Origin of the sequence: Pedobacter aquatilis (assembly GCF_030409415.1) — a bacterium.
GTDB classification, from domain to species: domain Bacteria; phylum Bacteroidota; class Bacteroidia; order Sphingobacteriales; family Sphingobacteriaceae; genus Pedobacter; species Pedobacter aquatilis.
Genome location: NZ_JAUFPW010000036.1, coordinates 1 through 25,784, shown reverse-complemented (window position 1 = coordinate 25,784; position 25,784 = coordinate 1). Strand labels below are relative to the sequence as shown.

Below are 25,784 nucleotides of genomic sequence, written 5' to 3'. Positions count from 1 at the left end.
AATATACCTAAATCATTTGTTCAACATCTAAACCAGTGGCGTCACTCTGCTTCTCCATAATAATATTCTGAAACCTGGTATGATACCCATTCATCACCTCGATAGTATTTGCTATCATTTTTCTGATTGATGAATTCACTTTCAGGCACAATTAATTTAATAGGTTTACACTAATAGGAAAAAATCCATCCACAACAGAAAGAATAATCAAAATCATATGAAAAAAATTGGAATAAACGGTCTGGGCCGTATAGGCAGGGCATCATTGAAATTAATAATGGAAGCTGAGCATTTAGAACTTGTTGCTGTAAATGATCTTATGAGCATAGAAAATGCAGTCTATCTACTTAAGTATGATAGCATTTACGGTCGCTACGACCACGAAATCACTCACAGTGAAAATAGGATTTACATTGGGGATAAATCTTTTCATTACAGCTCCCTGCGTGAAATTTCAGATTTACCCTGGAGCGAATTCCAAGTGGAGGTCGTAATCGAAAGTACAGGACTCTTCACAAACAGGGCCGATGCTGAAAAGCACCTGATTTCGGGAGCAAAATTTGTCGTCATATCAGGCCCGACAAAGGATACCCCGACAATTGTCCATGGTGTAAATACCGGGGAAGGAAAAGTTAATATATTCTCCTGTGCAAGTTGCACCACAAATAATATAAGTCCGATCATCGAAATCCTGGGACGCAGAATCGGGATAAAAAAAGCAATCTTGAATACAACTCATGCATACACTGCGTCTCAAACCCTAATGGACGCTCCCTCAAAGAAAGAACCAAGAATGGGAAGGACCGCGGGAATTAACCTTGCGCCTGCCGCTACCGGCGCAGCAATAGCAACTACCATAGCACTCCCGCAATATGCTGGTAAATTTGACGGTGTTGCGGTAAGGGTGCCGGTTTCTGTAGGATCGATTTCTGATGTAACATTCATCTCGGAACGAGTGACAAGCGTGGAGGAAATAAATGCGATTTTGATCGAGGAGTCCAACTCCTCAAGGTATCAAGAAGTCGTTGGTACCACAGATGAACCACTGGTCTCAACGGATATTATAAAAAGCCCTTTCGCCTCAATTGTCGATTTGGCCATGACTAGAGTCGTTGACGGGGATCTGGTAAAGGTTATGTCCTGGTATGACAATGAGTGGGGATTCACTAATCAAATGATCAGGCAGATTGGTACGCTGTAAAGAAGATAAAGCTTAAATTTAATCTATGAATTACGCACAGTTGGCATTTACGGATGCCGTGAAAGATCTTCAGGACAGGCTTGGTAGCCGACTGAGTTATGATCGCATGGAAAAAAGAAACTTCGTAGACGGGCTAACTGATTCGGAAATTGACTTTATCGGCGAGATAGATAGCTTTTATATTGCCTCTTTTGGCGAAAATCAATACCCTTACATACAGCATAGAGGAGGCCCCAAAGGTTTTATCAAAGTCATCGATGAGGCTACCATTGGTATAGTTGATTTTACAGGTAACCGGCAATATATAACTGCAGCCAACATTTCCAAAAATCCAAATGTATCACTTATACTTCTTTCCTACCCGCTAAAAGCGCGGTTGAAGATATACGCAAAAGCTGAAGTGGTGGAAATCGATAAAAATCCTGGTCTTTATGACCTGTTAAAACCCGATGCCTATAAATATAAGCCGGAATGGATGTTGATCTTTAAAATATCTGCTTACGACTGGAATTGTCCACAACATATCGTACCAAAATATACAATTGAGGAGATTGAGGAACTATTGAAACCGCAAAAAGAATATATCGGTAGATTGGAAGAGGAAATAAAAAGATTAAAAGAAAAAGGTAGTATAGAACAATAAGTTTAACAGGCTTTCAAGGGAAGTGATACAGCGGCAAAGAAATTTGCCGCTGTTTTTTGTATTGATTAAATGGAGCATAAGCACTCAAGCATTGAGAGCTTGGTATATGGCGCTTTAATGTTGCTGTATTATTTTTTTCAAAAATCTTTGTATTAAAGCTGCAACCTCCTCGCCGTTTTCCTCTAAAAGGAAATGGCCACCGTTGAAAAGATGTACCTCGGCTTGGGGCAGGTCTTTCTTATAAGCAGTTGCTCCAGCGCCGGGGAATATTTTATCATTCTTTCCCCAGACTAATAGCGCTGGCGGCTGATGTTTACGCAAATAATCCTGCCATTCGGGATATTTGGTGAAATTATTCTCGTAATCCCTGAAAAGCGCTTTCTGGATTTCCTTAATACCCGGCCTTTCAAAAAAGAAATGATCCATATTATAACTATCCGGACTGATGCGATTGGGTTGGGATGCACCATATAGGTACTGCTCTTTTATTCCATCAAATGACATCATGAAATTCGTAGCTGCCTGAAGGCCTGCAACGTCTTTTGCCGCACTCAATGCACCAATTTTTTGAACGTCCGGCCCGATACCCTCCAGATACATATTTGCGTTTTGAATAATTAATCCCTTAACTAATTCTGGCCTGCGCTTAGCGATTCGAAATCCTATCGGTCCACCATAATCCTGAAGGTAAAAGGTGAGAGAGGTTAGCTTAAGATTATCAATGAATTTCTCCATGATCTCAGACAGGTGGTCAAAGGTGTAACTGAAGGTTTCGGGCGATGGACTGCTGCTCATTCCAAAACCAGGATAATCAGGTGCGATCAAATGGTATTCCGAGCCTAGTTTCGTAATTAGATTCCTGTACATATGGGAGGATGATGGAAATCCGTGCAAGAGCAATATCACCGGTTTCCCAGGGTCACCAGCCTCTCGATAAAGTATTTCAGTGTCCTCTACCTTAGCTCTTCGGTATTCCGTAAAAGTGGATTTTGAGGATGGATTTTTCATGGCTTGTACGTTCATCTGCTTTTTAATGCCCTTGAGCGTTTGTCCATGCGTGGCAGTCAGGCCGGAAGCTGCGACCAAAACGGTAATAATCAGAATGCTGAATCTTTTCATTTTTTCATTTTTATAGTTTTTTTCTTAAGGCCCACCTTGTGGCTGATATAGTTTATGCTTATGGAAGGTTAGAACGCGTATGTTAATCAACTAACTTTGCTAAAGACGTCTTTCTGATTCATGGATGGAAAGGTCATTTATGCTTGCATATCTCTTAGTCATCAGCCCGTTCTCATCGAACTCCCAGTTTTCATTGCCATAGGCCCTAAACCACTGGGACTGTACATTTTGATATTCGTATTCAAATCTAACAGCGATCCGGTTTGCAGTAAATGACCACAGTTCCTTTTTAAGACGATAGTCTAGCTCTTTTGACCATTTTTTACTTAAAAATTTTACGATTTCTTCTCTTCCATTTATGAAGGTATCCCGGTTGCGCCATTCACTATTTACCGAATAGGCTAGGGAAACGCTTACAGGATCCTTTGAGTTCCAGGCATCTTCAGCAATTTGAACTTTTTGTAGTGCCGTTTCCAGATTGAAAGGGGGCAAGGGTAGTTTTGTTTCCATTATATTAACATATTTCAAATGTTTTAATTGAATAGTTTGGTAGGTATTCCAGGTTCGAGCACTTTCAGGCGCTTACCTATACCCAGAATATCGAAAGCTTCATGTAAATTATCATTGTTTTCGGTGTAATGTGACCAGCCATCGGAATGGATAGGTACGATCATGGCGCTCTTAAAGGCAAAAGCAGTATCCAGCGCATCATTGGTGCTCATTGTCAGATTGAATGGCCCTCTGGGACGTGCTGCTCCGGCAAAAATAAAAACATAGGCAGGATTAATCCGCGCTGCCAGCTTTTCGATCTCATTATAGTAAACTGTATCACCGGTTATGTAAATACTCTGCGAGGTTTCTTGCAGGATGCTAAGGTGAAAACCAATGACTTCGCCCGTAATTGGTTCAATACCCGCTGGTCCATGTCTGGCAGGTGTGGCTTCAATAATTAATTTTCCTCCGGTAGGAAGCTCAAATTCCCGGAAATCCCCGGGCTTTAGCCCGATGCTATTCGCTCCCAGTCGTTCTGCGCCGGATTTGGTTGTCAACACCAAACCTGCCTTGCTCAAGTAGGACCGACCGGCATTATCGAGATTGTCAAAATGATGATCATGGCTTAGCAAAACGATATCCACAAATCCTTCCGGATTTATCGCTGGTCCCTTGAGTTTCTTTTCAGTCATACGCTCATTGAGCCGGATGAAGCTTCCGGCCTCGTCCAGGGTAGGATCTGTCATTAACCTTAATGCTCCTATCTCAAAAATCACTGTCGGCCCACCGATGTAGGTTACTGACAAAGGCTGATTGTTCATATTATAATTTATTTAATGATGACCGGATATTTTATAGCGACTTACTCGCTCCCAAAAATTGATTTTGATGATTTAGTTTGAGATTGTAACATTCATCTAATCAGAGGTGTTAGACAATAATTCAAATTCTGATTGTATTGACTTGTTTTGTTTCTCTGTTAAGCCCTTCTCGCTCAATAATTTGCTTCTGTGCGCACTTGAGATTTGCAGGCGAACCAAAATACGCTCACCAGGAGGTAAAAAGCTTATCCGGCCGAAAAAGAATATACTGAAATATGCGAGTGCCACTCCGGCAAAACAAGCTATTTTTTTCATTTTAACATTCATGGCTTAAATTTTTGTAATGGTTTAAGTTGTATTTCTTGCATCCATTTTTCTACCAACCCGACGCTATCAGGATCTGTACCTTTATTTCAAGAATATACCCCCCTGCTTATATAAATCAATTGCTGTTGGATCGTAGCCTCGCCTACAATTTTTTATCCGCTACAAAACGATCCGCATCCACATCTTTTAAAAATCCAACAAGTGAATTGAAGTAATTGCTCTGATCATCATACATAGACATATGACTGCCTTCCGGACAGAGGTACAGCCTGCTGTTGGGAATAAGCTGCGCTTCTCTTTTCATACTTTCCGGGTCCATCTCATCATACACTCCTCCAAGTACCAATGTTGGTACTTTTATTCTGGGCATTTTATCCCAAAAATCCCAGTTCAGCAAGTTGCCGGTTACATGAAACTCATCTATTCCCTGCATTTGCAGATATACGCTCTGGTTTGGCTTTTTAAACGCCCTCATTAATGGTTCCGGCCATTGCTCCAATGGCATCCTGCAAATTACTTTCGTATAAAGTTTTTCATTTAATAGCGAAGTGTATCGTGGTGATGAATAAGCTTTTGCCCTATCTAGGGAGTCGAACAATTGTTTTTCCATGCTCGTGAATAGCTTCGACTTCAGCACTGCACTATAGTTGATAAAGTCATCTATGCTTCCTGTCATGTTTGACAGAACTGCTCCCTTAACATGTTTCTGGTATTTGTTCAGATATTCCATAGCCAGCAAACTTCCCCAGGAGTGGCCTAAAATGTAAAAATTCTCCAGCCCCAGACCTTTTCTGACCTGCTCGACTTCTTCAACAAAACGTGCGGTGTTCCACAGCGTGGTATCTGTAGGAACATCGGAATTTCCACTGCCCAGCTGATCATAGTAATAGAATTCAATATTTTCTTTCGGGAGAAAGTCTTCGAAACATTCAAAATAATCATGTGAAAATCCTGGCCCCCCATGTAGCAGCAAAACTTTGATCTTACCTTCTCCAACCTTTTTAGTCCACACCTTATATTTCCCGTCAATGGAGATAAGTTTACTGCCACCTGTTTTTATTTTCCCAACATTTTGGTGATGAGATTCCCTTCTGTTTTCGGTAGGACCGCAGGCAACCATTAATGACAGGGATGCAATAATTAACATTGTTTTAGAATAGGATTGTTGTAGTGTTTTCATCTTTTTGGGTGTTGGGAATTATATTAAATTGTGCAATGTATTTTAAAGTCGATAGGGGTATGCGGTTATTCCTCAAGGGGGTATTTTATATTTAGTTTCTAATGTTCTCAATTCTCAATTATCGCAATGGAGCAGGAAATCTTACAAAACAAATTTAACCCACGACCGATTATCATTTATATAATGCAAATCATATGACTTATCAGCATTTTGATAATGAAATATTGGCAGTCACTTTTTATCCCGCATAAGTATTTTTTTTTATTCCATGCGATTTTCTGCTCACATAGATCGCGCTTTTGATTCTGCTCCCACTGAATTTTTGCCCGACAAATATGGAAATAGCCACCGCAAACTTCCAGAGGATAAATCCGTTGCGCATCAGGCGAAACCAATAAATTTTTTTGTTTGGATGGAAGCGTTGACCGTAATATGGTTGGATAATAATGTTACTTCAACAGGTTTTTTCCGGGTTAATCTACGCCCTTTCCAATAGAATTGCTGAAGAATAATTCTTTAATAAGCTGATGAGACCAAAGAGGCTAGGGGAATCCTGATTTTTATTTTAGCTTTTTACTCTTCTGGATTCGCCTGTAATCAAAAAACTGATATATCATATCATTAAAATGAGAACAATTATATGGCTATCCGCAGTAATTTTAAGTGACAATCAATGATTCAATCTTCTTATCCCTGATGAATATTATTCGGATAAGTGTTTCTTATTGATCGAAAGTCAGTTATATAAATTTTCACTTAAAATTATCGATTATGTCCAAAATTCTGCACATCATTTCAAGCCCGCGAGGAGAAGCTTCAAACAGCATAAAACTCGCAGAAGCAATTATTGAAAGGCTTCAGCTAAACCATCCATCTGCTGCCCTTCACACCAAGGACCTGACTAAAGCGCCCTTTCCCCACTTAGAGGAAGTTCATCTCAATGCCTTTTTGACGCCTGTAGAACAGCATAGTGAGGAGCACCGGGAAGCCATAAGACATTCCAACTTAGCAATTGAAGAGTTGATGAATTCAGATTTTATAGTTATAGGCGCACCGATGTACAACTTCGGAATCTCCTCAACGCTTAAAGCCTGGTTTGACCACATAGCGCGTGCAGGAATTACTTTCAAATATACCCAACAAGGACCTGTAGGGCTGCTTACCGGAAAGAAGGTTTTTCTTGCGATAACCACCGGAGGGATATATAGCTCCGGGGAGGGAGTTGGAAATGACTTTTTGACTCCATATTTAAAGTTTATGCTGGCTTTTATCGGTATGACTGATATTACAGTATGCAGGGCAGAAGGATTCGCCATAGCAGAAATGCGTGACAATGCTTTAGAAAAAGCGATAGGGAAAATCCAAATTTGATCCATAGTGCAAATCCTGTGGCAGAAAATTACCGTTAAGGAATTAAAAATTACACAGCTAGTCTGGCAGACTATGAACGGCATTATGTGTTTATGCCGTTTATCAGCTGTTGCGCTGGTTTGGGTGTTTATTCCTGAAGAAACACTGGCACAGGATTTCAGGCTGCTCCGGTTTGAAGAGGATTATCGCCTTTCCCCGGATTCAGCCGGAAGTTTTTATAATGGTCTGAAACATATGCAGATTAACTCACCTCTTACGCTGGAACTATCTATCGGTGGTGAAATACGCTCGGAGTGGGCGGTCAAGGTAAATGAAAACTGGATGGCTAACCAAGGATTCAATCACTCTTTTCTTAACCGTTATTCCCTGCACGCAGGCCTGCGTTCGGGTAAAAAAGCAAGGGTTTTTCTCCAGTTGAACAGTAGCCTTGAAAACGGCAGCCGTTTCGCAGTTTCAACTTCAGATGAGGATAAACTCAACGTTCAGAACCTTTTCCTGGATTACGATTTTTCTTCAACTCCGGCATTGCAGCTTTTGCTCAGGATTGGTCGGCAGGAACTGGATTACGGTTCGGGAAGGTTAATTTCCGTTAAAGATGGCAATAACAGTCGGCAGTATTTTACAGGCTTTAAATTCTCCTACGCTAAACCTCGGTTGAAAATTGATGCATTTATTTTAGCCGCAGATAAAATCCATCCCGGCTTCTTCGATAACCAGACCAGACCAAAGGCAAATCTCTGGGGGACATATTCTGATATTAGATTTGACAACACGGGTAACTTTGATATCTACTATCTGGGGGTGATGCGCGAACAGTCTCAATTTGAATCGGGAATAGAAAAGGAACTTCGGCACACGTTAGCCATTCGTTACTGGAAGGATAGTAATACTTTTAAATATAATCTGGAGATGGCCTACCAGTTTGGAAGTTTTGGTCCTAACGCCATTAGTGCATGGACTATGGCAATTGAACTCGGCTATAGATTCAAAGGGCTAAAATTTACACCCACATTAGCGCTGCGGAATGATTACATCTCGGGAGATGAGAACGTAAAGGATAAAAATTTGAACAGTTTCAATCCTTTATACCCAAGGGGCGGCTACTTCGGATTTAATCCGTTAATAGGGCCATCCAACCTCATAGATATTCATCCATATCTAACACTTAATCTGAGCAACAAACTTTTATTCCAGATTGACCTTGTCTGCAATTGGAGGTATTCTCTCCAGGACGGGATTTTTCATCCAAGTGGTAGCTTCAACCTCGGGGGAGCTGATTCCCGGGAGCGTTATATTGGCACAACTTATTTGCTGAGTGCCGATTACCGCCTGAACAGATATCTGAGCATCAGTCTGGGCTACCAGTATTTTAAGGTCGGTTATTTTATAAAAGATATTATACCCAATACCGCAAACTCTAAATTTTTCAACGCACAGTTTTCACTCAAATTCTAACGCATATTAATTTACAGCAGAAATTGGAGATGGTCAGTTCTGAGCATCTAAGAACTGAATTATGAAAACACCTTGTTTTTTGAAAGCATCAGGTGGGCTAAAAAGGCAAAGGGCAAAACTCCGCTAAAAGTTTTGCCCTTTGTCTCAGAGAGGGTTGGTTGTATTTTATTGACTTTGATTTCCACCATAATAGTTAACCGGACTCCAATCAGGCAGAGCCCTTGGCATTTGGGGTGCAAGTTTACGATATTCCTGAGCACCGTATACAATTCTGCCATCCATAATGGTCAGCAATGAATGGATATCTTTGATTTCCTCCTCCTGGACACCAAGGTAATCCTTATTTAAAATAACAAGGTCTGCCAGGTAATTTTGTTTAAGTTTCCCGCGTTCATTTTCCTGATGTATTAATGATGCGCTCCCTAAAGTATATATTTTCAGTGCCGATATTCTGTCCAGCAGATTTTCAGCGGAAGCAAACTTCAAACCTCCTAATGACTTTCCTGAAACAAATTGATAGACACCAATCCATGGATTAAAGCTCGATACCCTTGTGCCATCTGTCCCTCCTCCAACATTTATGCCTTTAGCCAGCATCCTGCGGACAGGAGGGGTATGTTGCGCGGCATTTTTTCCATATCTGGAAATGAATCCCTCCGCCTGGAACGCCATTCGATCCTGAATAGCTAAACCGCCGCCCAATGCTTTTATCCGGTCCAGATTTGCATCACTCACCGTTTCCGCATGGTCGAAAAACCAGGTCAGCCCGTTAAAGGGCGTTTCACGGTTTATTTCTTCCATGACGTTTAGAAACCTGCTGATACTCTCATCATAAGTTGCATGCAGTCGGAAAGGCCATCGATTTTTTACCAGCTCACCCAACACCGCTTTTAGTTGTGTTTCCATTGTCAGGGGAAGTTCTGGTCGTGGCTTGAGAAAATTCTCGAAATCTCCACCCGAAGATACTAGGTTTTCTCCAGCTCCCCGGACCTGATATTCAGTGGTATGGTTTCCTGGCAGATCACTATGATGTTCGGTGATGTCGACCATACCGATCCATTTTAAATAATCCTCCAGTTCTTTCCCTGGTTTCTGTGCAAATAAATAGTAGGGTAGCCGTATATTCAGCTCCCGCTTCTTGGATAACAGGTCGGTGATCTGATAGTCGTCCGGGAAATTCTGAAATCCGCCCCCCGCATCCATTACACTTGTCACACCCAGTGAATTTAAATCGTATATAAACCGCTTTGTTGAATTGAGTTTTTCTTCAATTGATAGTTCAGGAAGCTTTGATAGCATAGAATACAATATGAATGCATTTGGCTCGGCGATGAGAAGTCCGGTAGGTTCTCCATCCGGGTTTTTCTGTATTAGCCCTCCCGTAGGATTGGGCGTATCTCCTGTAATACCAAGCGCACGAAGACCGGCTTTATTTAAAAAGGCCTGTCCATATAGATGCAGGATAAAGGCTGGCGTATCACCTGTTGCAGCATTTATTTCATCCAGGGATGGCAGACGTTTTTCTTTGAACTGAAACTCACTCCACCCGCCGACAACTCTTACCCATTGTCCTTTCGGGGTGCGCAGCGCCTGTTCTTTAAGTATTGACAGTGCACCTGAAAGTGTAGTCAATCCATCCCATCTCAATTCCGCATTATAAAATCGCCCACCGCGGATGACATGGAGGTGCGAATCATAAATTCCCGGAATAACGGTCTTTCCCCCGGCATCTATAACCTGCACATTTTTGCCAATGTATTTTCTTATTTTCTGGTTACTGCCCAGTTCAATAATTTTATTCCCGGATATAGCGATTGCTTCGGCAGTCGGTTCATGGTCATCCAGCGTAATAATTTTACCGTTCAGGATGACCTTGTCAGCTTTTTGCTGCGAAAATATATTTCCTGAAAAGGCGATAATCAAAAATATAATTGTCTTAATCAGTTTCATGGCTCTCAAATCAAAAGGGACAACCATTTAATGTTGTCCCTGTGAAGCTTATAATTAATGTGTGATTACCTCCCTGGCATATTGAATACCGATTCCATATGCTCCTCCATACTGTTTTATCAGGTCTGTCGTCGCTTTATAAGTTTCTGACCTCGCCCAGTCTCGCTGTAGCTCCAATAGATACTGAAGCGATGTAATCGGTTGAACACCTGCTTTAACCATTCTTGTAATGGCCTGCTCATGTGCTTCAGTAGAAACATCACCACTGGCATCAGTAATTACGTAAACCGTGTAGCCTTCATTGATGGCTGACAATGCAGGACCAACTATACATACACTGGTCCAGAGACCACCTAAAACTAATATTTTCTTGCCCTTGCCGGTAATTGCTTTATGCGCATTTATATCTTCCCAGCAATTCATTGTTGTTCTGTCTAAAATAGTGGTCGAGGCAACCGGGTAAAATGAACTGACTTCAGGAAATACAGGTCCGCTGAATGATTTTGCTGCCACCGTTGTAACCACCGTTGGTATATTGAAAATTTTGGATGCTCCTGCACTCAACGCCGCGTTGTTTCTCAACACTTCGATGGGCTGATTCTTGACAGCGAAAGCCATCTGGCTCTGGTAGTCTATCAAAACCAGAGTGTGGTTAGTAGGGTTAAGTAATTGCGGGCTTGGCTTTTGCGCAAATCCGCAAACAGAAGCGATAAGACCAGCTGATAAAAGAATTAATTTTTTCATCTTGATTTGATTTTATACATAATTGTTGAATTTTAGCGCAGATATACATGAAGATATCACTACGGATTTTCGCAATAAATGCGAAAGAACATTCTAAGGGATATTAATCGAAGCGCCAATTGGGGTTCTGTTGACTAATATCCCTCGTCTTTTTGATTACCTTTTTATTTTACGATCTAAAAAATCTTCAATTGCGGCGGCTATTTCATCACCCTTGCTTTCCAGTGCAAAATGCCCGGCATCAAACAAGTGGTATTCAAGGTTTTTCACATCCTTCTTGTATGCTTCGGCTCCGCTTACCGGAAAAATATAGTCGTTTTTCCCGTAAACAATAAGCATCTCAGGGTTATAATCCCTGAAGTATTGTTGCCATTTTGGATAATTTGGTGGATTGGTCCCGTAGTCATAAAATAAGTTAAGCTGGATCTGGTTATTTTCCGGTCTTTCCAAATGGCGCAGATCTATCTCCCAATTATCAGGGCTGATCAGTGAGGTGTCATGCACACCGTGGGTATATTGCCATTTCAATCCATCCGGCTGATGGAAGGTTTGAAGTGTGCCTTCTGCCTCTTTATCGTTTCTGTCTTTCCAATATGCCTTGAAGGGATCCCAGAAAGTTTCAAGGCCTTCCTCGTATGCGCAACCGTTCTGAACAATTAATGTGTCAATTTTTTCAGGCTGAGCCGAAGCGATTCTCCAGCCCACGGGCGCCCCGTAATCCATCAGGTAAAGGCTATACTTTGATATTTCAAGTTTTTCAAGCAAAGTGCCTATAATTTTCGCAAAGTTATCGAAGGTGTACTCAAAGTTTGCCACAGGAGGCTGCTCGCTTCTGCCATAACCAGGATAGTCTGGAGCAATTAAATGATATTTTCCAGATAAGCTGTCAATCAGGTTACGGAACATGTGAGAGGATGTCGGGTAACCGTGCAAGAATACCAGTGTTGGAGCTGTTTTCAGTCCAGCTTCCCTGTAAAAAATATTGACACCATCGATGTCAATGTAGTGATAAGAAGTTTGATTTTTCATAATTTTCCGATTAAGTTTAACGTGAATATTAAGTGTAAACCGCAGCATTGAATTCCAGTTAGCGGCACTTCAAAACTACATGTCAAGGCAAAAATTTGTATATAAGCCTATTTATACCAGGTATTATTAAAATTATAAATTCCTGAAATCGTGTTTTATAAATGGAATGACCACCGGTTTGACGTGGGTTGAGCTCGCCTGGATTTCAGCCCTGGCAGACTTTACTGATCTTCCTTCGCGTATAGGTTCGATTTGGTTCCAAACTCCGAAATTTTCAGAGTGAAAACTCCCTTAAACTCCGAAAAGATTGGAGTTTATATGATATTTCAATAAAAATCAATTTTTATGATAATTTTATATAGCTGATAATCAGTTTTTTGTGATGATGTTGGGATATATCTTTCATTTTTTAATTTATGGCACATAATTGACTATAGTACGGTCATGAAGCCAACAAATGAACAAACCGCAACCTTTGAGAACCACAAAGGTCAGCTCATTTTTTACCGGAACTGGAAAAGTCAGGGCCAGCCCCGGGGAATATTAACAATTGTTCACGGGCTTAATTCTCATAGCGGGTATTATAATGATTTCGCGTATCAGCTTAATGAAAATGGATTCGAGGTTTTTGCATTGGATCTTGTCGGTCGTGGCTATTCAGAAGGTGAAAGGTATTACATACCCGATTTTTACGAAGTAATAACTGATATAGACACCCTGGTAAGTATTGCTGCCTCAAAGTATCCACAACTTCCGGTTTTTTTGCTCGGACATAGTGCGGGAGGCGTCTTCTCTGCCGCATATGCAGTTGAGCATCAGCATAAACTTCAGGGTTTGATTATCGAAAGTTTTGCATTCCAGATTCCAGCCCCGGCACCTGCTTTGGCAACGATCAAATTTCTAGCCCGTATCATTCCTCACGTTAGGTTGGTCAGATTAAATAATGAAGATTTCTCCCGTAATGCTGCCCATGTATTTCGTCTGAATAATGATCCACTTTTAGAAAACGAAAAGCAGCCTGCAAAAACTATGCAGCAGCTATTGTTGGCTTCAGAATACCTCAAAAAGCACATGAGTTTAATCACACTTCCATTACTGATCCTACATGGCACCGCCGACAAAGCAACTTTGCCTTCGGGAAGCGAGTACTTCGAAAAACATGTATCCTCTGCGGACAGGCAACTCAAATTATACGAAGGTCATTATCATGATCTCCTAAATGACAAGTATAATGGGCTTATCCTCCGGGATATTCTCCATTGGTTAACACAGGCAATATGATACAGGGTGTAAACCCCCGGGGAAACGCGCTGAGTGTATAGTCCCGAAGAGTTTAGCATAAAAATTATTACAACTTAAACCACCAAACAATGATTAATCTAGAATGGTTCAGAACCTTTAAAGTCATTTATGAAGCCGGTACGCTATCGGCAGCAGCCAAAGACTTATTTATCTCCCAGCCAGGGGTAAGCCTTCACCTAAGCTCACTCGAATCTTTTGCCGGCCACCGACTTTTTGATCGGGATACCCGGAAAATGGTTGCTACAGAAAGAGGAACGATGTTGTACAATTTTATAATTGACCACATGAATAAGCTTGAGGAAGCGGAACATATTTTTCGCAGAAAGTCAAAGGCTGAAAAACCGACCATAAGCGTGGGTATGTCAATGGAAATATTTCAGCATGTACTGGAGGCCAATATCACCGAACTTCCCTTCAACCTAATTACCAGGTTTGGGGACTGTCCACAAATGCTTCAGGATTTGAACAACGGTACCCTGGATCTGATTCTTACCAATCAAAAGGGCACCCAGCACAACCTGGATTATAAACCGTTCAAGCAGGAAAAGATAATACTCATTTGTGGCAGCCAGACGGACACACTTGAGTTTGAAAAGCTGCTTTCACAGGATAACCGCAAGGGACTTAAAATGTGGCTCGATAGCCAGGTCTGGTATACAACCGCATCGGATATGGAATATCTTAAAAGTTTCTGGTCAGCAAGTTTCGACGCCTTACCAAGTTTCAGACCTAAATATGTAGTGCCTTCTTTCGCTTCGATTTTAAGATGTATGTCCAATAATAAGGGTTTCGCCGTGGTACCTGATTTCCTGTGCGGTGAAGAACTTGCCCAACAAGTTATAAAATTGGCATGGGAGGGAAGCCCGCCTGTAGAGAATACCCTTTATTTCGCTAAGCGCAAAAACACCGCATATCCGGATGAAATTAAATGCCTTGAAGAAATTTTAAATAAAAATTGGCCAGCTGAGAAAGAAGTTTTCACATTTGTCAATTAGTTTAATTGATTAAAATGAAATATCCATATTTCATTTTAAGTTTTAAGAATAAGATTCTAAATGCATTTATTTAGTTGACCCTCATCGCTCAATCTTTTGACCTAGCAATAATGATCCCTGGTTGGCCTGAGGCCACGGATCTTCATTGGTAGACACGACCCAAAAAAAATCATCTCGGAGCGCGTCAGGAGGTCATCCACTTTTTTTATTTTGTCGGTAAATTAACACTCCAGGCTGACAGATATCGTTTTCAATCTGCATGGATTTTAATGAGGAGAGAAAATAAACCGCCATTAGTCAGGGAGTCAGAGAACCGCTTACATTATAATTACGGTGTATCAACAAACCCTTATGATGATCCGGTAGGATGGCAATCCTAGAATCCCTTCCCTTCAAAGCGCATGATTACTTGCCCTCGTAATTTGAAAATAGCAATTTGGCATTTGTTGGAAGATAATCAGCGACAGCGGTCTGCGTAGGTTATCTTTGGTGAATGTCTGTATCGGAGTTGAATGATTTCTGTTTAGCGATTACTTCCTAAAATTAGAAAGTGCTGAATAACAGTTTTCTTTTGAACCAGTTGAATCATTCGCCGCTTAATAGAACTGAACGGTCTGTTTCGCTACTTTTCTTCCAGACGCGCCGGGAGATATAGGCAAGTGCAATTACAGTTAAAATTAAAAACAATAGTCCGCTCGAGATATCAAAGGCGAGCAGGGCAAACATGATAACCGGTCCAGACCCATAGCCACCAAACAGAAAACCTGCGCCAAGAGCCGCAGGCGTCAAAAGGGATTCCCCAGCCTGAGGAATTTTTATCAGCCCTACAAACAAGGGCTGGCTACAGCCAAATCCCATTGAAATAATGGCTAGCAGGCATTCCGCCATTCCTAAGGGCAAATTTACCCAAAGTAACATAAGACCTGAAATGGTCACGCCCATAGCAGCATACAATATAGTTGTCGTTTTCTTATCCAGCTCAAAGTAATGCATCGTGAATGATAAGGCGAAACCAGGGACACCAAAAATGAATAACTCCGTTGCAATCTCAAATTCACTCAGGCCATATTGAAGTGTGAAATAATGACTAATCCAGACAAAGACCCCGGAATGAAATATCCCAGTCAAAAAAGTAAAGCAATAAATATATCCCGCTGTGCGATCCTCGGCTTTTACGTTGTTAGATTTATTTTGAGGTAAATAAACTGACCTAAAATTTCTTGATTTACTTAACAAGCATATCACAAACAGCGTAGCGCATAGCATACTCAGATACTGGTAGAGTACACGCCAGCCAAATATTCCATTTAACCACCCTCCAAAACTTGGTGAAAACGTCATGCCAATGGCGATCGCGAAAATGACCGGGACAATTCGCTCGAGGGACTTTGACTTTTGGGTGTGGCAGACATAGTTTAAAATAACCATGGGTAGTAGAGCGCCCGTGCCAAAACCTATCATTGTCCGGATAAGCAGGAAAGTTCCAGCTGAATGGACATGGCTCAGCAAGTAATTGCCCAGCGCCATAGCCCCGAATCCCATTAATAAATACACACGTATCCGGAGATTTAGCTTTATATAGGCTACGCTTACGGCTGCGATGGAAAACGCTATGGCAAATCCAGGAATGCCAAAGTCAGTTGATGTAGAATTTAATTCCTTTGACAAAGTGAGACCCAGAGGTGCTATTAAGTATGCCTGAAACATAATAATCATGCAAGCTATTAAAGGAATGTATTCCTGGATGATATGCCTTAACCTTATTGAAATGTGTTTCATTTGATGAATCATCGGTTAAAATTCTATACTTACTTTTAAATTATAAATCGTGTTATAACTTGTTGATTACCCAAGGATAATGAATAGTGAATTTCTGGGCTTATATTCAAGATTTCGGCTACGGTGTCCTTTTCCATAAGTATCCTCCATCAGCAGGATCTGCCCGGGGTTGAATCGCCGTTTCTCTCCCAGGGAACTTTCTATCTCTACACCCTGGTCCAAGAGTACTACAAATTGCCGCTGCGGGGCATTGTGGAAATCATCATAATCCGCGCTGACAGCTCTAAAGATAAGTTCCCGGACGGAGAAGCGTTCCGAAAGAAAACCTATGGGTCCGGAATCCAAAAGTGGATATTCAACATCCTGAAAATGGCTCTCTCCATCCGCGTCCGCAAAAATGCGCGTGACTTTAAACGTTTTTTTCATCTGACTGTATTATTTTTTAGCTCTCCCTAAAGAAAATATCCAGTCATTGGCAATATCAATTTCTGAGGAAAGAATGCTATGAGTCTTATCCGGAAAGATTTCCATTCTGAGCCTAGCCTGCTGTATTTCAAGCTGGGTTGCCGTATCTTTGACTCTACTGAGTGGAACATGTGGATCTGAATCTCCTGTTGTAATCAACACCCTGGTCCCTGAAAAATCACCCTGATATTTACTGGTTATCAACTTTTCCCCAATCAGACCACCTGTAAAAGCCACGGCACCGCCGTATTTTCTCGCATTTCTGCATATGTATTCCAGCATCAGGCAAGCGCCCTGAGAAAATCCCAGGAAATAAATGCGCTCATGGCTTATCCCATAACTTAGTATTTTACCGATTAGTTCATCTATTATTTTTAGCGAGGAATCCAGTGCTGGTTGATTAGATTCATCCGGTGCCATAAAGCTGTTCGGATACCAGCTGTTGTGTGGCGCCTGAGGAGCGAAGACCCCCATTCCTTCGATATCAAGCGCACTGGATAGCTCCATTATATCTGCAGCAGTGCTCCCTCGTCCGTGAATCATGATGAGTATGCCCTTAGCTGAATCGATAGACGAACCATATGAGATATATTGTTTTACTTTCATACTCATTTTAGGATAGTTGAGGAAGTGTGATTTCAAGAGTTTCCCGGAGCTGCTCATACTGTTCAGGTAACATCAGCTTCTCGCCAAGATGCTCCAATGATTCATCAACCATGAAGCCGGGATTTTCAGTGGCCAGTTCGAACAAGATACCGCCCGGTTCGCGGAAATATAACGAATAGAAATAGTTTCTGTCGATCTTCTCGGTAATTCGCAGGCCGAGCCCAACAATTATGTCCCGAAAATGCATCAAAACGTCTTCATTTTCTACCCTGAAAGCCACATGGTGCACCGAGCCCATAGAAACATGTCCGGGAAGTTCAGCCTTTGAAACCAAAACGTCAACGATTGCTGCAGTTCCAACTGAATTGGTTCTAAAACGGTAAAGATTATCTTTTTGTTCTAATAGATGGTATCCGAATATTTTAGTTAGAATATCTGCAGTTGGTTCCAATTCGTTGATTGACAGTGTTATATTGTGAAAACCTTTTAAGGCGTAAGCATCGGGAATATCTTCAGTAGTCCAAGGCAAGCGATTATCTTCACCGGTAGATGCAATTAGTTCCAGACGAAGTCCGTCAGGATCAAAAACAGTTAAATAGGATTCGTTGAACTTTTCGGAAACCTCGATGTATCTAACGGCATTTTGTTTAAAACGTTCTTTCCAGAAATCAAAAGCTGACCTGTTCACGGAATATCCGATAGCAGTGGCCTGACGAGTTCCGGGTCTTCCATTCGGGATTCCCTCATTGGGGAAAAATGTTAAAATGCTGCCCGGTGTTCCCGCCTGGTCTCCATAATACAGGTGATAGGTTTCCGGATCATCGAAATTTACTGTTTTTTTAATGAGACGAAGACCTAATATCCGGGTGTAGAAGTCATAGTTTCTTTTGGCATTACCCGCGATAGCGGTAATATGATGAATGCCTTTAATTGTTTTTTCCATATGTTTTATCGTTAAATAATTCAATCTAGTTCGACATCACTGTTTTTGCCGTTTGTTTTTGTTCAGCAAGTTCATCCAGGATCTGCACGGCGATTCCAAACAAAGCTCTTGGGCTTCCGTGAAAAAACTTCCCATTTATCAAAAAAGAAGGGGTTCTGCTTACACCGTCCAAATGGCCCGATCGTAGATCCAGATGTATTTTATTATGCACTTTGTTGCTAATGCTGTCCTGAACAAACTGGCGTTGATCAAGACCTAAGGATTTTGCCAGGTCCAAAAATAGGTCATCCCCAGCCAAAGCCTGATCATTAAATACCGCATCGTGCATTTCCCAATACCTGCCTTGCTTTCCCGCAGCTTCTACCGCACATGCGGCATCAAAGGCATATCTGTTTTTTTGGGTACATGGATAATTGCGGAAGGTAAAAGCGCACCAGCGATCATATTTTTTTGGTAGTAGCCTGATAAGTCTGCTCCCGGAACGAGATAATCTACACTGAAAATCCCCATATCCGATAATATGCAAAACCGGATTATCCGACCCTAAAGTATGTTCATTGAATAACTTGGATTTATTTATCGCCATTTCTTATAATATCATTTAACCTGTATATACCTGATTGTTGATCTAAAGCATCCATGCTCATCAATTTTCATTTTGTTTACTGAAGAAGAATCGATAACTGCTTGACTAATTAAATATTCAATTACTGGAAAAGGTGGTAATCGATATTTTTCATAAATTTCAGGTGAAAATCAGGAAATGGAAAATAATTGAGGTTATACCTGTTATCATTATTTTGATAGCCTGATGGGGTAATTTCTGTCACTGAAATTTCATTGAATTGCCCGGATCCTTATTTAGGAAGGTAACCCGAAATGAAATTAACTAACACTGGCGTGTAAATTAATTTTATGCTCAATATGTATGCAGTTCCCTGTTTCTCAATAAGTTGTCTGAACATGCTTTTCAACCAGTTTCAACAGGGTATCAAGGTCAAATGGTTTGTCAATAGTGTCGTCAAAAATGGTATGTTTATTTTTTGTGAAAACCTTTTGATTACAACTCATAGCGGCAATAGCGAGGTGTGGATATAAAGACTTTATTCTGCAACACCACCTGATGGCCGCATCCAACGGAAAAGATAGGTCAATGATAATCAGTGAAGGGCTCAATTGTTGAATCAAACCATAAAGGTCAAGCTCATGTCCCGAATATCCGACAGCTTCGTAGTCTTTTATCTTTAATGCATGACAAAGGATTTCCAGCAGGCCAAGGTTCTGGTCAATAATTATTATCGTTTTCATTCTTACAAATGATAAGTTAATTCTGGAAAGTATGAAGCAAATCCAAATATAATTGCCATTCTCGCAAGCCAGTGATGGCAGATGTTAAAGGAAAAATCTATTCATTTTTGCTATTTCATTGCCACTATTTTTATCTCAACATATTGCCCAGGTAAAGCCAGTTCTTTTACGCCCAGGATTGTACTGGCAATTCTTTTAGGATCCGGATAGAACTTAGCGCCAATAGCCTTTCTGGCCTGGAAACCAGCCTGCATATCAGTTACATAAATAACTTCCTCAATTACATCATCTTCAATATAATCGAAGCCCTTCAAAAGCCTGAGGATATTTGCATAGGCGAATTCCATTTGCTTATCCATACCCTGTGCTAAAACACCCTCCTGGTCATGGCCCAGCTGACCTGAAATGTAAACCATGTTTCCGTTTTTTATGGCTTGAACGTAACCGTAGTCGTCTTCCCATTGCATATGAAAAGTGTTAAATTTTTTGTTTTCGTTAATCATATCTTATCTATTTTATTGTCAATTGATTTTCTTTTAAGCCAATTTTAATTAACCTCATTTCACTGATGTGTTTAGAATCTGTATGGTGCTCTGCTTTAGATATAATTTATAACTAATTTTCTCCCAGATATTTATGGACAAAAGAGATAGCCATTGAGCCTTCGCCAACTGCAGATGCAATCCGGCTCATTGCGCCCGAGCGGACGTCTCCTGCGGCAAACACGCCGGGAATGCTGGTTTCCAGTAAGTAAGGCTCTCTTTTGAGTTTCCAGAATTCTATAAAACTGCTGTCCAGACGTAAGTTTTGGCCTGTTCTGATAAAGCCGTTGACATCCCTGCTCACAGCATTTCCAAGCCAGTCCGTGAAAGGTTTTGCGCCTATAAAAATGTACAATGCAGCTGCTTTGTGTTTGTTCAGGCTTTTATTCTTTATATTCTCAATCAATAAATCCTCAAGATGGTTTTCGCCCAGGGCTTCTTTAATCTTACAGGTAAACATCACCTCAATGTTTGGCAGGCTTTCAATCTGTTTTATCAAGTATGCGGACATCGTAGCTGACAGACTCTCTCTTCTGAGAATAATATGCACCTTTTTGGCGAATTTAGAAAGGTAGACTGCAGACTGACCCGCTGAATTACCTCCTCCGACGATGAATACATCTTGTCCTTTGCATGAGGCAGCTTCACTTACAGCCGCACCATAATATATTCCGGCACCCGTAAAGTCATTAATCCCTTTGGTTTCGAGTTTTCTATAGTCGACGCCTGTTGTTATAATAATCGCCCGGCATCTTATTAAACGCTCATCGTTGAGGGTTATGGTTTTATAGCCGTCCATCTCACTGATGGATAGTACCTCTTTAGGAGCAAGTATCTCCGCGCCAAGTCTTATAGCCTGACTGATTGCTCTTCTGGAAAGGTCAGCGCCCGTCAGACCGGAAGGAAAGCCGAGATAATTTTCTATCCTTGAACTCGTTCCTGCCTGTCCGCCCGGGGCTTTGCGCTCTATTAGCAGAGTTTTCAGACCTTCAGAAGCCCCATACACCGCTGCAGCAAGACCGGCAGGACCTGCGCCAATAATTACGACGTCATACATGTCTGCTTTCAGGCGTACATCTGCTCCGATTCCGTAAGCCAGTGAGGACACCTCGGGCTGGATAAAAACCTTTCCTTCCTCCGAAATCACTACAGGTAGCTCTTCCAGGCTTAAGCGGTTAAGTTCAAGCAGGGTGCTCGCCTGCGGATCTTTCTCAATATCCAGCCACCGGTAAGGAATCAAATTGCCCGCCAAAAAATCCTTCAGTTTATGCGAATGAGGTGAATACTGAAATCCTATTAATTGTATGCCCTGAAATTCCGGGCTATAGTTCGCCTGCCAGTCTGAAAGTAGTTCATCAAGAACCGGATATAAGCGTTCCGCAGCCGGATACCAAGGCTTCATAAGGTAGTAATCCAGCTGTATTTGATTAATCGCATCTATCGCAGCCTGGGTGTCGCTGTATGCTGTAAGCAATACGCGTTTAGCCTCAGGAAAAATTGCTATTGCTTCTTTCAAAAACGCTACGCCGGCCATTTCCGGCATGCGCTGGTCGCTGACAATCATAGCAATAGCTTTCGACTGATTTTTTAATTCAAGAATCCTTTCCAAACCCTGGTAGGCAGAGCTCGTGCCGATGATTTTATACCCTTTTCCATACCGGGATTTCAAATCACGCGTAATCGCGTTGAGTACCTGATGATCATCATCTACCAAAAAAATTACAGGTTTTTCCATTTCATTTTAATTTGTGAATCCTACCTTTCTTATTGAACTCCCTTGGGTAGGCACACTGTAAAAACAGTATTTCCGGGAATTGAACTCACTTTAACTGACCCCCCGTGCTTTATTACAATTCTTCTAACGGTTTCCAATCCCATGCCCGTGCCTTTGCCAATAGCTTTAGTCGTAAAAAATGGATCGAAGATGTTATTGAGGATTTCTGCAGGAATACCAGGCCCGTCATCGCTTAGGGTGATCTTAAGGTGATCACCCTCAATTCCTGTCACAATCGTCAGTGATCCATGGTTATGCTCAAGCATGCTGTCCAGCGCATTATCAATAAGATTGGTCCAGACCTGGTTAAGGTCTCCCGGATAGGCATTAATGAGCGGAACCGTTTTGCCGAAGCGCTCGGTAATATGGACATTGCCCGCCCGTATTTTGTGTCCCAGCATACGGATGGTATTTCTCAAACCTTCATGAATATCCGAAGAAACTTTGTCCTGACCCCGATCCAAATGGGTATAGACTTTAACTGACCCAATCAATTCCGCAATTCTTAAAGCAGCTATCTGTATATCGAAAACGATTTTTTCGATTATCAAAGTGTATGATAGATGATCAAGGAATGCTTTCAGTCCTATTTCGGGAAGCTGCTGTTTGAAAAAGTCAAGCAACTGATTTTCAATATTAAAATCCGCAAAGACCTCAATCATTTCTTCAGTATAGCTGATTGAATTTCCATCCATCCAGTCTGTGATTTTTTCCTCTGTTTTATACCGTTCTTTAAAGGGTAGCCTGCCATCCTTATAACTCGAAGATATTTCAGCAATTCGGTCGGCTATTACATTTCGGGTGACCTCTTCCAAACATTCCGCATAAAAACTGTTCTTTAACACATCTGCACTCAGATGAGATCTCAGTGAGGTGGCATTACTGACTAATGCGGAAACCGGGTTGTTTAATTCATGAGCTAATCCGGCTGCTAATTTTCCAAGCGCCGCCATCTTATCATTTTGCTGGTGGAGGGTGGTGTAGTTTTTAACCCTGTTATTCATGATATGCACCAGGGATTGGGTTAGTTCAAAATGCAAACTGATCATTTCTCTTACCCTCGGGGTCTCGAAAGATAAAACCTCGACCGGATTGATCGCAACCGCATTTAAAGGTGCGATATCGCTTCTTGAATAGGGAAGGTACCCGAAGATGTCACCTTTCTCTAACAATAAAAGATCCTGCTTTTCAACTCCGCGATAGATAAACATTTGAATATTCCCTTTCAGTAAAAAATGTGGTCCATCGATTTTTTTCCCCTGTACACCTACAAAATCACCGCTTTTGAACTTCCTGATCTTGCTGTTTTTGATCAGCCAATCCAACTGTTCACAGGGAACAGTTGATAGGCTTTCAAAATTCATCAGCCTTTGAAGGATCGTTACCATGAGCGGTTAATCTATATTAATAAGTATAAGCTCAATTAAGCATTGAGATATTTTTTTAATTCTGCCGATGCGTGTCTCAACAGAGACTTTGCCTGCGGCAGCTTGGCTAATGCATTAAGCAGAGCGAAGTCATGTATCATTCCATTATACCGCACGGTGGTTACCTTAACACCGGCTTGATCCAGCCTTCGACCGAATTTTTCTCCCTGATCTCTCAGGATATCAGCCTCGGCTACCTGAATTAAAGTCGGAGGCAACTTTTTAAGTTGGTCACTGTCTGCAAGAACAGGAGATATATAGATGCTATTGAGCGCCTGCTCATCTGAAGTATAATTATCAAACATCCACTTCATTTTCGCTGCTGTCAAAAACCGTTCATCGCCGAATTTCTCATAGGACTTCCAGTTTGTGGTATGGCTTGTCAGCGGGCATATTAATATCTGCAATCTGATCTCAAGCCCATTTTGCTCATGAGCACGGAATGTACTGGCTACTGCCAAGTTCGCTCCGGAACTGTTGCCAACCAAGGCGATGCGCGTACCGTCAAGGTTATGTTTATGGCCATTTTTTGATAACCAGTCCAGGGTAGCTGATATTTCATTGAGTGCCTGTGGATATTTCGCTTCCGGGGACAGGCTGTAATTCACAAAAATACCTGCTGTCCCTGACTGAACCACCAAATCTCTAACCATACGCTTATGGCTCGGATAGTCGCCCAGAACCCAGCCACCACCGTGGATAAAAACAAAAAAAGGTAATGAATCCGTATTGTTTTCAGGCCTAAGGATAATTAGTTTTATGGTGTTCCCTTCTAATTCAAGATCCAGTTCAGATTCCTCGATTCCGGAGCAGTCAACCTGAATCGAAGCCTGAAGGTCGCTAAAAGCCTGTCTTGCGTCCGTAACGGATAAATTTTCGTCCTTGACTAACGGCCGCGCATTATACCCTTCAAGGAATTTTTTGGTTTTTTTTGACAGCGCTTTATCTTTTTTTAACGGGGATTTTTTTTCAATTTCTTGCATGACGGATAATTTTCAGTTTCGATACGATGTTATAATCGAAAGCCTGGGAAAACTGACTGAATAATATGGATAAAAAGTTAAGTATGCCCAGCAAAGATGCTGTTTCACAGGGCATGCTCAATTTAGGGTTAATCTGGTGTTTCACCTGGTTAACCACCTATATTTCAACTTACTTAACTGCGTTTGCCGCCTCAATGATCACTTTGGCAACTTGTTCAGGCTGAGAGATGAATACCGCATGACTTCCTTTTACCTCTGTAATTTTAGTGTTCGAGCGTTTGTACATTGCTTTTTGAATCGATGGAACAAGTGTTTTATCTTCCGTGGAAACTACCGCATAACTTGGTTTGGTTTTCCAGGCTGCGCTTGTCAGCGGAGTTACAAAACCCTTTACATTGAAAGCGCCTTGTGAGGCCGCCATAAATTCAGCCTGAGCTTTGGGAATATCCGCACCAAAACCAGCATGGAACTTTGCAAGGTCATAGTAAACCATTCCCTTGTCATCAGGGTTAAGTATCCCGCTCTCTGGCGCCGGTGGGGCTGTCATCACCCATTGCAAGACCGTTTCTCCTTTGTCTGGCTGAAAGGCAGCTACATATACCAAGGCTGCGACATTCGGATGATCGCCTGCCTGACTGATGACCGCACCTCCATAGGAGTGTCCTACCAGAATTGTTGGTCCATCCTGCCTGTCCAGTGCAAGTTTAGTAGTAGCAGCATCATCCTCGAGGGAAGTCATTGGATTCTGTACAACTGTTACTTTATATCCCTTCTTTGTCAGGATGGAATAGACAGCACTCCATCCCGAGCCATCTGCAAAGGCGCCATGCACCAGAACAATATTTTTGACTTTCGGAGCCTGCGCAGTTACTTTCTCCGGGGTTATGATGACCGCTAGTAATAACATAGCCAAAGTTCCTACTCTGGCCGGTTTTTGAATTGATAATTTTGTTTTCATATTTAATGGTTTTATAATTTGCTTTGGTGAATTGTTATTTTCAAACGGACTACTTGCCGATATATTCATTACAAAGTTGGCGGTTTTTCAAGCGTGGCAAAATCATTTAAATTTTAGCAGTTATTAAAAATATGATGTAAGCAGTGGGCATACCGTCATGGTCTTTTAATTACAGATTTAGATTGTTGCAAACTAAAACCTAAAGTCAATGGCTTAGCGGTATTTCCCATAAATTAGCTTAGCTTTTTCTAGGAAAATTCAAAAATGGAATTGCAATAGTATACTAGAGATTTTTTCTCGTCAGATATTTTTTTTGAGATGCATTAATTTAGATTCCTTTTGGATGCAAATTATGCGGCTCTTTTTTTGT

General features: G+C 41.5%; 25 protein-coding genes. 6 read left to right on the top strand and 19 right to left on the bottom strand.

Annotated features, from left to right (window positions below; all coding sequences use genetic code 11):
* Positions 1-217 precede the first annotated feature (217 nt).
* Both QWY86_RS18410 and QWY86_RS18405 read left to right on the top strand, forming a co-directional pair.
* A complete protein-coding gene (locus QWY86_RS18410; protein ID WP_290244261.1) occupies positions 218-1,201 on the top strand; it encodes a type I glyceraldehyde-3-phosphate dehydrogenase in 984 nt (327 codons plus the stop codon).
* Positions 1,202-1,226: 25 nt separating this feature from the next.
* The gene (locus QWY86_RS18405) at positions 1,227-1,844 is read left to right on the top strand and encodes a pyridoxamine 5'-phosphate oxidase family protein (RefSeq protein ID WP_290244260.1); all 618 of its coding nucleotides are present in this window, start codon (positions 1,227-1,229) and stop codon (positions 1,842-1,844) included.
* 114 nt (positions 1,845-1,958) lie between these two features.
* Here the strand turns inward: QWY86_RS18405 and QWY86_RS18400 are convergent, their stop codons facing one another.
* The 5 genes from QWY86_RS18400 to QWY86_RS18380 form a co-directional block, all read right to left on the bottom strand.
* On the bottom strand, positions 1,959-2,963 hold the full coding sequence (locus QWY86_RS18400) for an alpha/beta fold hydrolase (protein WP_290244258.1): 1,005 nt from the start codon (positions 2,961-2,963) through the stop codon (positions 1,959-1,961).
* Between the two features lie 99 nt (positions 2,964-3,062).
* On the bottom strand, positions 3,063-3,473 hold the full coding sequence (locus tag QWY86_RS18395) for a nuclear transport factor 2 family protein (protein ID WP_290244256.1): 411 nt from the start codon (positions 3,471-3,473) through the stop codon (positions 3,063-3,065).
* A gap of 23 nt (positions 3,474-3,496) precedes the next feature.
* Positions 3,497-4,276, bottom strand: coding sequence for an MBL fold metallo-hydrolase (locus tag QWY86_RS18390; RefSeq protein ID WP_290244255.1), 780 nt, complete (start codon positions 4,274-4,276; stop codon positions 3,497-3,499).
* 96 nt (positions 4,277-4,372) lie between these two features.
* Positions 4,373-4,591 (bottom strand): hypothetical protein, encoded by a 219-nt coding sequence (locus tag QWY86_RS18385; RefSeq protein ID WP_290244252.1) that lies wholly within the window; start codon positions 4,589-4,591, stop codon positions 4,373-4,375.
* A 154-nt stretch (positions 4,592-4,745) separates the two neighbouring features.
* Positions 4,746-5,783, bottom strand: coding sequence for a proline iminopeptidase-family hydrolase (locus QWY86_RS18380; RefSeq protein WP_290244250.1), 1,038 nt, complete (start codon positions 5,781-5,783; stop codon positions 4,746-4,748).
* A 771-nt stretch (positions 5,784-6,554) separates the two neighbouring features.
* On the opposite strand from QWY86_RS18380, the gene QWY86_RS18375 reads away from it, so the two are divergent.
* Entirely contained in the window at positions 6,555-7,154 is a 600-nt protein-coding gene (locus tag QWY86_RS18375) for an FMN-dependent NADH-azoreductase (RefSeq protein WP_290244248.1), read from the top strand.
* A 6-nt stretch (positions 7,155-7,160) separates the two neighbouring features.
* Positions 7,161-8,609 (top strand): alginate export family protein, encoded by a 1,449-nt coding sequence (locus QWY86_RS18370; protein ID WP_290244246.1) that lies wholly within the window; start codon positions 7,161-7,163, stop codon positions 8,607-8,609.
* 165 nt (positions 8,610-8,774) lie between these two features.
* On the opposite strand, the gene QWY86_RS18365 is transcribed toward QWY86_RS18370, so the two are convergent.
* From QWY86_RS18365 to QWY86_RS18355, 3 genes are all read right to left on the bottom strand, one after another.
* A complete protein-coding gene (locus QWY86_RS18365; protein WP_290244244.1) occupies positions 8,775-10,559 on the bottom strand; it encodes an amidohydrolase in 1,785 nt (594 codons plus the stop codon).
* Positions 10,560-10,613: 54 nt separating this feature from the next.
* Positions 10,614-11,303: a hydrolase gene (locus QWY86_RS18360; RefSeq protein ID WP_290244243.1), complete on the bottom strand. Its 690-nt coding sequence runs from the start codon at positions 11,301-11,303 to the stop codon at positions 10,614-10,616.
* A 156-nt stretch (positions 11,304-11,459) separates the two neighbouring features.
* Positions 11,460-12,332 carry an alpha/beta fold hydrolase gene (locus QWY86_RS18355; RefSeq protein ID WP_290244242.1) on the bottom strand — a complete coding sequence of 291 codons (873 nt, stop codon included), beginning with the start codon at positions 12,330-12,332 and terminating at the stop codon, positions 11,460-11,462.
* 444 nt (positions 12,333-12,776) lie between these two features.
* On the opposite strand from QWY86_RS18355, the gene QWY86_RS18350 reads away from it, so the two are divergent.
* Together QWY86_RS18350 and QWY86_RS18345 are read left to right on the top strand one after the other, a co-directional pair.
* A complete protein-coding gene (locus tag QWY86_RS18350; protein WP_290244240.1) occupies positions 12,777-13,613 on the top strand; it encodes an alpha/beta hydrolase in 837 nt (278 codons plus the stop codon).
* Positions 13,614-13,702: 89 nt separating this feature from the next.
* On the top strand, positions 13,703-14,629 hold the full coding sequence (locus QWY86_RS18345; RefSeq protein ID WP_290244238.1) for a LysR family transcriptional regulator: 927 nt from the start codon (positions 13,703-13,705) through the stop codon (positions 14,627-14,629).
* Between the two features lie 585 nt (positions 14,630-15,214).
* Here the strand turns inward: QWY86_RS18345 and QWY86_RS18340 are convergent.
* The 11 genes from QWY86_RS18340 to QWY86_RS18290 form a co-directional block, all read right to left on the bottom strand.
* Positions 15,215-16,408: an MFS transporter gene (locus QWY86_RS18340; RefSeq protein ID WP_290244236.1), complete on the bottom strand. Its 1,194-nt coding sequence runs from the start codon at positions 16,406-16,408 to the stop codon at positions 15,215-15,217.
* A 66-nt stretch (positions 16,409-16,474) separates the two neighbouring features.
* Positions 16,475-16,834, bottom strand: coding sequence for a cupin domain-containing protein (locus QWY86_RS18335; RefSeq protein WP_290244235.1), 360 nt, complete (start codon positions 16,832-16,834; stop codon positions 16,475-16,477).
* A 9-nt stretch (positions 16,835-16,843) separates the two neighbouring features.
* Positions 16,844-17,479 carry an alpha/beta hydrolase gene (locus QWY86_RS18330; protein WP_290244233.1) on the bottom strand — a complete coding sequence of 212 codons (636 nt, stop codon included), beginning with the start codon at positions 17,477-17,479 and terminating at the stop codon, positions 16,844-16,846.
* A gap of 7 nt (positions 17,480-17,486) precedes the next feature.
* The gene (locus QWY86_RS18325) at positions 17,487-18,422 is read right to left on the bottom strand and encodes a ring-cleaving dioxygenase (RefSeq protein ID WP_290244231.1); all 936 of its coding nucleotides are present in this window, start codon (positions 18,420-18,422) and stop codon (positions 17,487-17,489) included.
* A gap of 25 nt (positions 18,423-18,447) precedes the next feature.
* The gene (locus QWY86_RS18320) at positions 18,448-19,008 is read right to left on the bottom strand and encodes a DsbA family protein (RefSeq protein WP_290244230.1); all 561 of its coding nucleotides are present in this window, start codon (positions 19,006-19,008) and stop codon (positions 18,448-18,450) included.
* A 359-nt stretch (positions 19,009-19,367) separates the two neighbouring features.
* Positions 19,368-19,730: a response regulator gene (locus tag QWY86_RS18315; protein ID WP_290244228.1), complete on the bottom strand. Its 363-nt coding sequence runs from the start codon at positions 19,728-19,730 to the stop codon at positions 19,368-19,370.
* Positions 19,731-19,840: 110 nt separating this feature from the next.
* Positions 19,841-20,233 (bottom strand): Rid family hydrolase, encoded by a 393-nt coding sequence (locus QWY86_RS18310; protein WP_290244226.1) that lies wholly within the window; start codon positions 20,231-20,233, stop codon positions 19,841-19,843.
* A gap of 112 nt (positions 20,234-20,345) precedes the next feature.
* Positions 20,346-22,007: an NAD(P)/FAD-dependent oxidoreductase gene (locus QWY86_RS18305; RefSeq protein ID WP_290244224.1), complete on the bottom strand. Its 1,662-nt coding sequence runs from the start codon at positions 22,005-22,007 to the stop codon at positions 20,346-20,348.
* Between the two features lie 29 nt (positions 22,008-22,036).
* On the bottom strand, positions 22,037-23,434 hold the full coding sequence (locus QWY86_RS18300) for an ATP-binding protein (RefSeq protein WP_290244221.1): 1,398 nt from the start codon (positions 23,432-23,434) through the stop codon (positions 22,037-22,039).
* 35 nt (positions 23,435-23,469) lie between these two features.
* Complete coding sequence (locus tag QWY86_RS18295; RefSeq protein ID WP_290244220.1) at positions 23,470-24,456, bottom strand: alpha/beta hydrolase; 987 nt, start codon at positions 24,454-24,456, stop codon at positions 23,470-23,472.
* Positions 24,457-24,625: 169 nt separating this feature from the next.
* On the bottom strand, positions 24,626-25,483 hold the full coding sequence (locus QWY86_RS18290; protein ID WP_290244218.1) for an alpha/beta hydrolase: 858 nt from the start codon (positions 25,481-25,483) through the stop codon (positions 24,626-24,628).
* Positions 25,484-25,784: the final 301 nt, after the last annotated feature.

Excerpts from the sequence above, each read along its gene's own strand:
- QWY86_RS18410 (WP_290244261.1), top strand. The coding sequence starts at position 218 with ATGAAAAAAATTGGAATAAACGGTCTGGGCCGTATAGGCAGGGCATCA.
- QWY86_RS18405 (WP_290244260.1), top strand. The coding sequence starts at position 1,227 with ATGAATTACGCACAGTTGGCATTTACGGATGCCGTGAAAGATCTTCAG.
- QWY86_RS18400 (WP_290244258.1), bottom strand. The coding sequence starts at position 2,963 with ATGAAAAGATTCAGCATTCTGATTATTACCGTTTTGGTCGCAGCTTCC.
- QWY86_RS18395 (WP_290244256.1), bottom strand. The coding sequence starts at position 3,473 with ATGGAAACAAAACTACCCTTGCCCCCTTTCAATCTGGAAACGGCACTA.
- QWY86_RS18390 (WP_290244255.1), bottom strand. The coding sequence starts at position 4,276 with ATGAACAATCAGCCTTTGTCAGTAACCTACATCGGTGGGCCGACAGTG.
- QWY86_RS18385 (WP_290244252.1), bottom strand. The coding sequence starts at position 4,591 with ATGAAAAAAATAGCTTGTTTTGCCGGAGTGGCACTCGCATATTTCAGT.
- QWY86_RS18380 (WP_290244250.1), bottom strand. The coding sequence starts at position 5,783 with ATGAAAACACTACAACAATCCTATTCTAAAACAATGTTAATTATTGCA.
- QWY86_RS18375 (WP_290244248.1), top strand. The coding sequence starts at position 6,555 with ATGTCCAAAATTCTGCACATCATTTCAAGCCCGCGAGGAGAAGCTTCA.
- QWY86_RS18365 (WP_290244244.1), bottom strand. The coding sequence starts at position 10,559 with ATGAAACTGATTAAGACAATTATATTTTTGATTATCGCCTTTTCAGGA.
- QWY86_RS18360 (WP_290244243.1), bottom strand. The coding sequence starts at position 11,303 with ATGAAAAAATTAATTCTTTTATCAGCTGGTCTTATCGCTTCTGTTTGC.
- QWY86_RS18355 (WP_290244242.1), bottom strand. The coding sequence starts at position 12,332 with ATGAAAAATCAAACTTCTTATCACTACATTGACATCGATGGTGTCAAT.
- QWY86_RS18350 (WP_290244240.1), top strand. The coding sequence starts at position 12,777 with ATGAAGCCAACAAATGAACAAACCGCAACCTTTGAGAACCACAAAGGT.
- QWY86_RS18345 (WP_290244238.1), top strand. The coding sequence starts at position 13,703 with ATGATTAATCTAGAATGGTTCAGAACCTTTAAAGTCATTTATGAAGCC.
- QWY86_RS18340 (WP_290244236.1), bottom strand. The coding sequence starts at position 16,408 with ATGAAACACATTTCAATAAGGTTAAGGCATATCATCCAGGAATACATT.
- QWY86_RS18335 (WP_290244235.1), bottom strand. The coding sequence starts at position 16,834 with ATGAAAAAAACGTTTAAAGTCACGCGCATTTTTGCGGACGCGGATGGA.
- QWY86_RS18330 (WP_290244233.1), bottom strand. The coding sequence starts at position 17,479 with ATGAAAGTAAAACAATATATCTCATATGGTTCGTCTATCGATTCAGCT.
- QWY86_RS18325 (WP_290244231.1), bottom strand. The coding sequence starts at position 18,422 with ATGGAAAAAACAATTAAAGGCATTCATCATATTACCGCTATCGCGGGT.
- QWY86_RS18320 (WP_290244230.1), bottom strand. The coding sequence starts at position 19,008 with ATGGCGATAAATAAATCCAAGTTATTCAATGAACATACTTTAGGGTCG.
- QWY86_RS18315 (WP_290244228.1), bottom strand. The coding sequence starts at position 19,730 with ATGAAAACGATAATAATTATTGACCAGAACCTTGGCCTGCTGGAAATC.
- QWY86_RS18310 (WP_290244226.1), bottom strand. The coding sequence starts at position 20,233 with ATGATTAACGAAAACAAAAAATTTAACACTTTTCATATGCAATGGGAA.
- QWY86_RS18305 (WP_290244224.1), bottom strand. The coding sequence starts at position 22,007 with ATGGAAAAACCTGTAATTTTTTTGGTAGATGATGATCATCAGGTACTC.
- QWY86_RS18300 (WP_290244221.1), bottom strand. The coding sequence starts at position 23,434 with ATGGTAACGATCCTTCAAAGGCTGATGAATTTTGAAAGCCTATCAACT.
- QWY86_RS18295 (WP_290244220.1), bottom strand. The coding sequence starts at position 24,456 with ATGCAAGAAATTGAAAAAAAATCCCCGTTAAAAAAAGATAAAGCGCTG.
- QWY86_RS18290 (WP_290244218.1), bottom strand. The coding sequence starts at position 25,483 with ATGAATATATCGGCAAGTAGTCCGTTTGAAAATAACAATTCACCAAAG.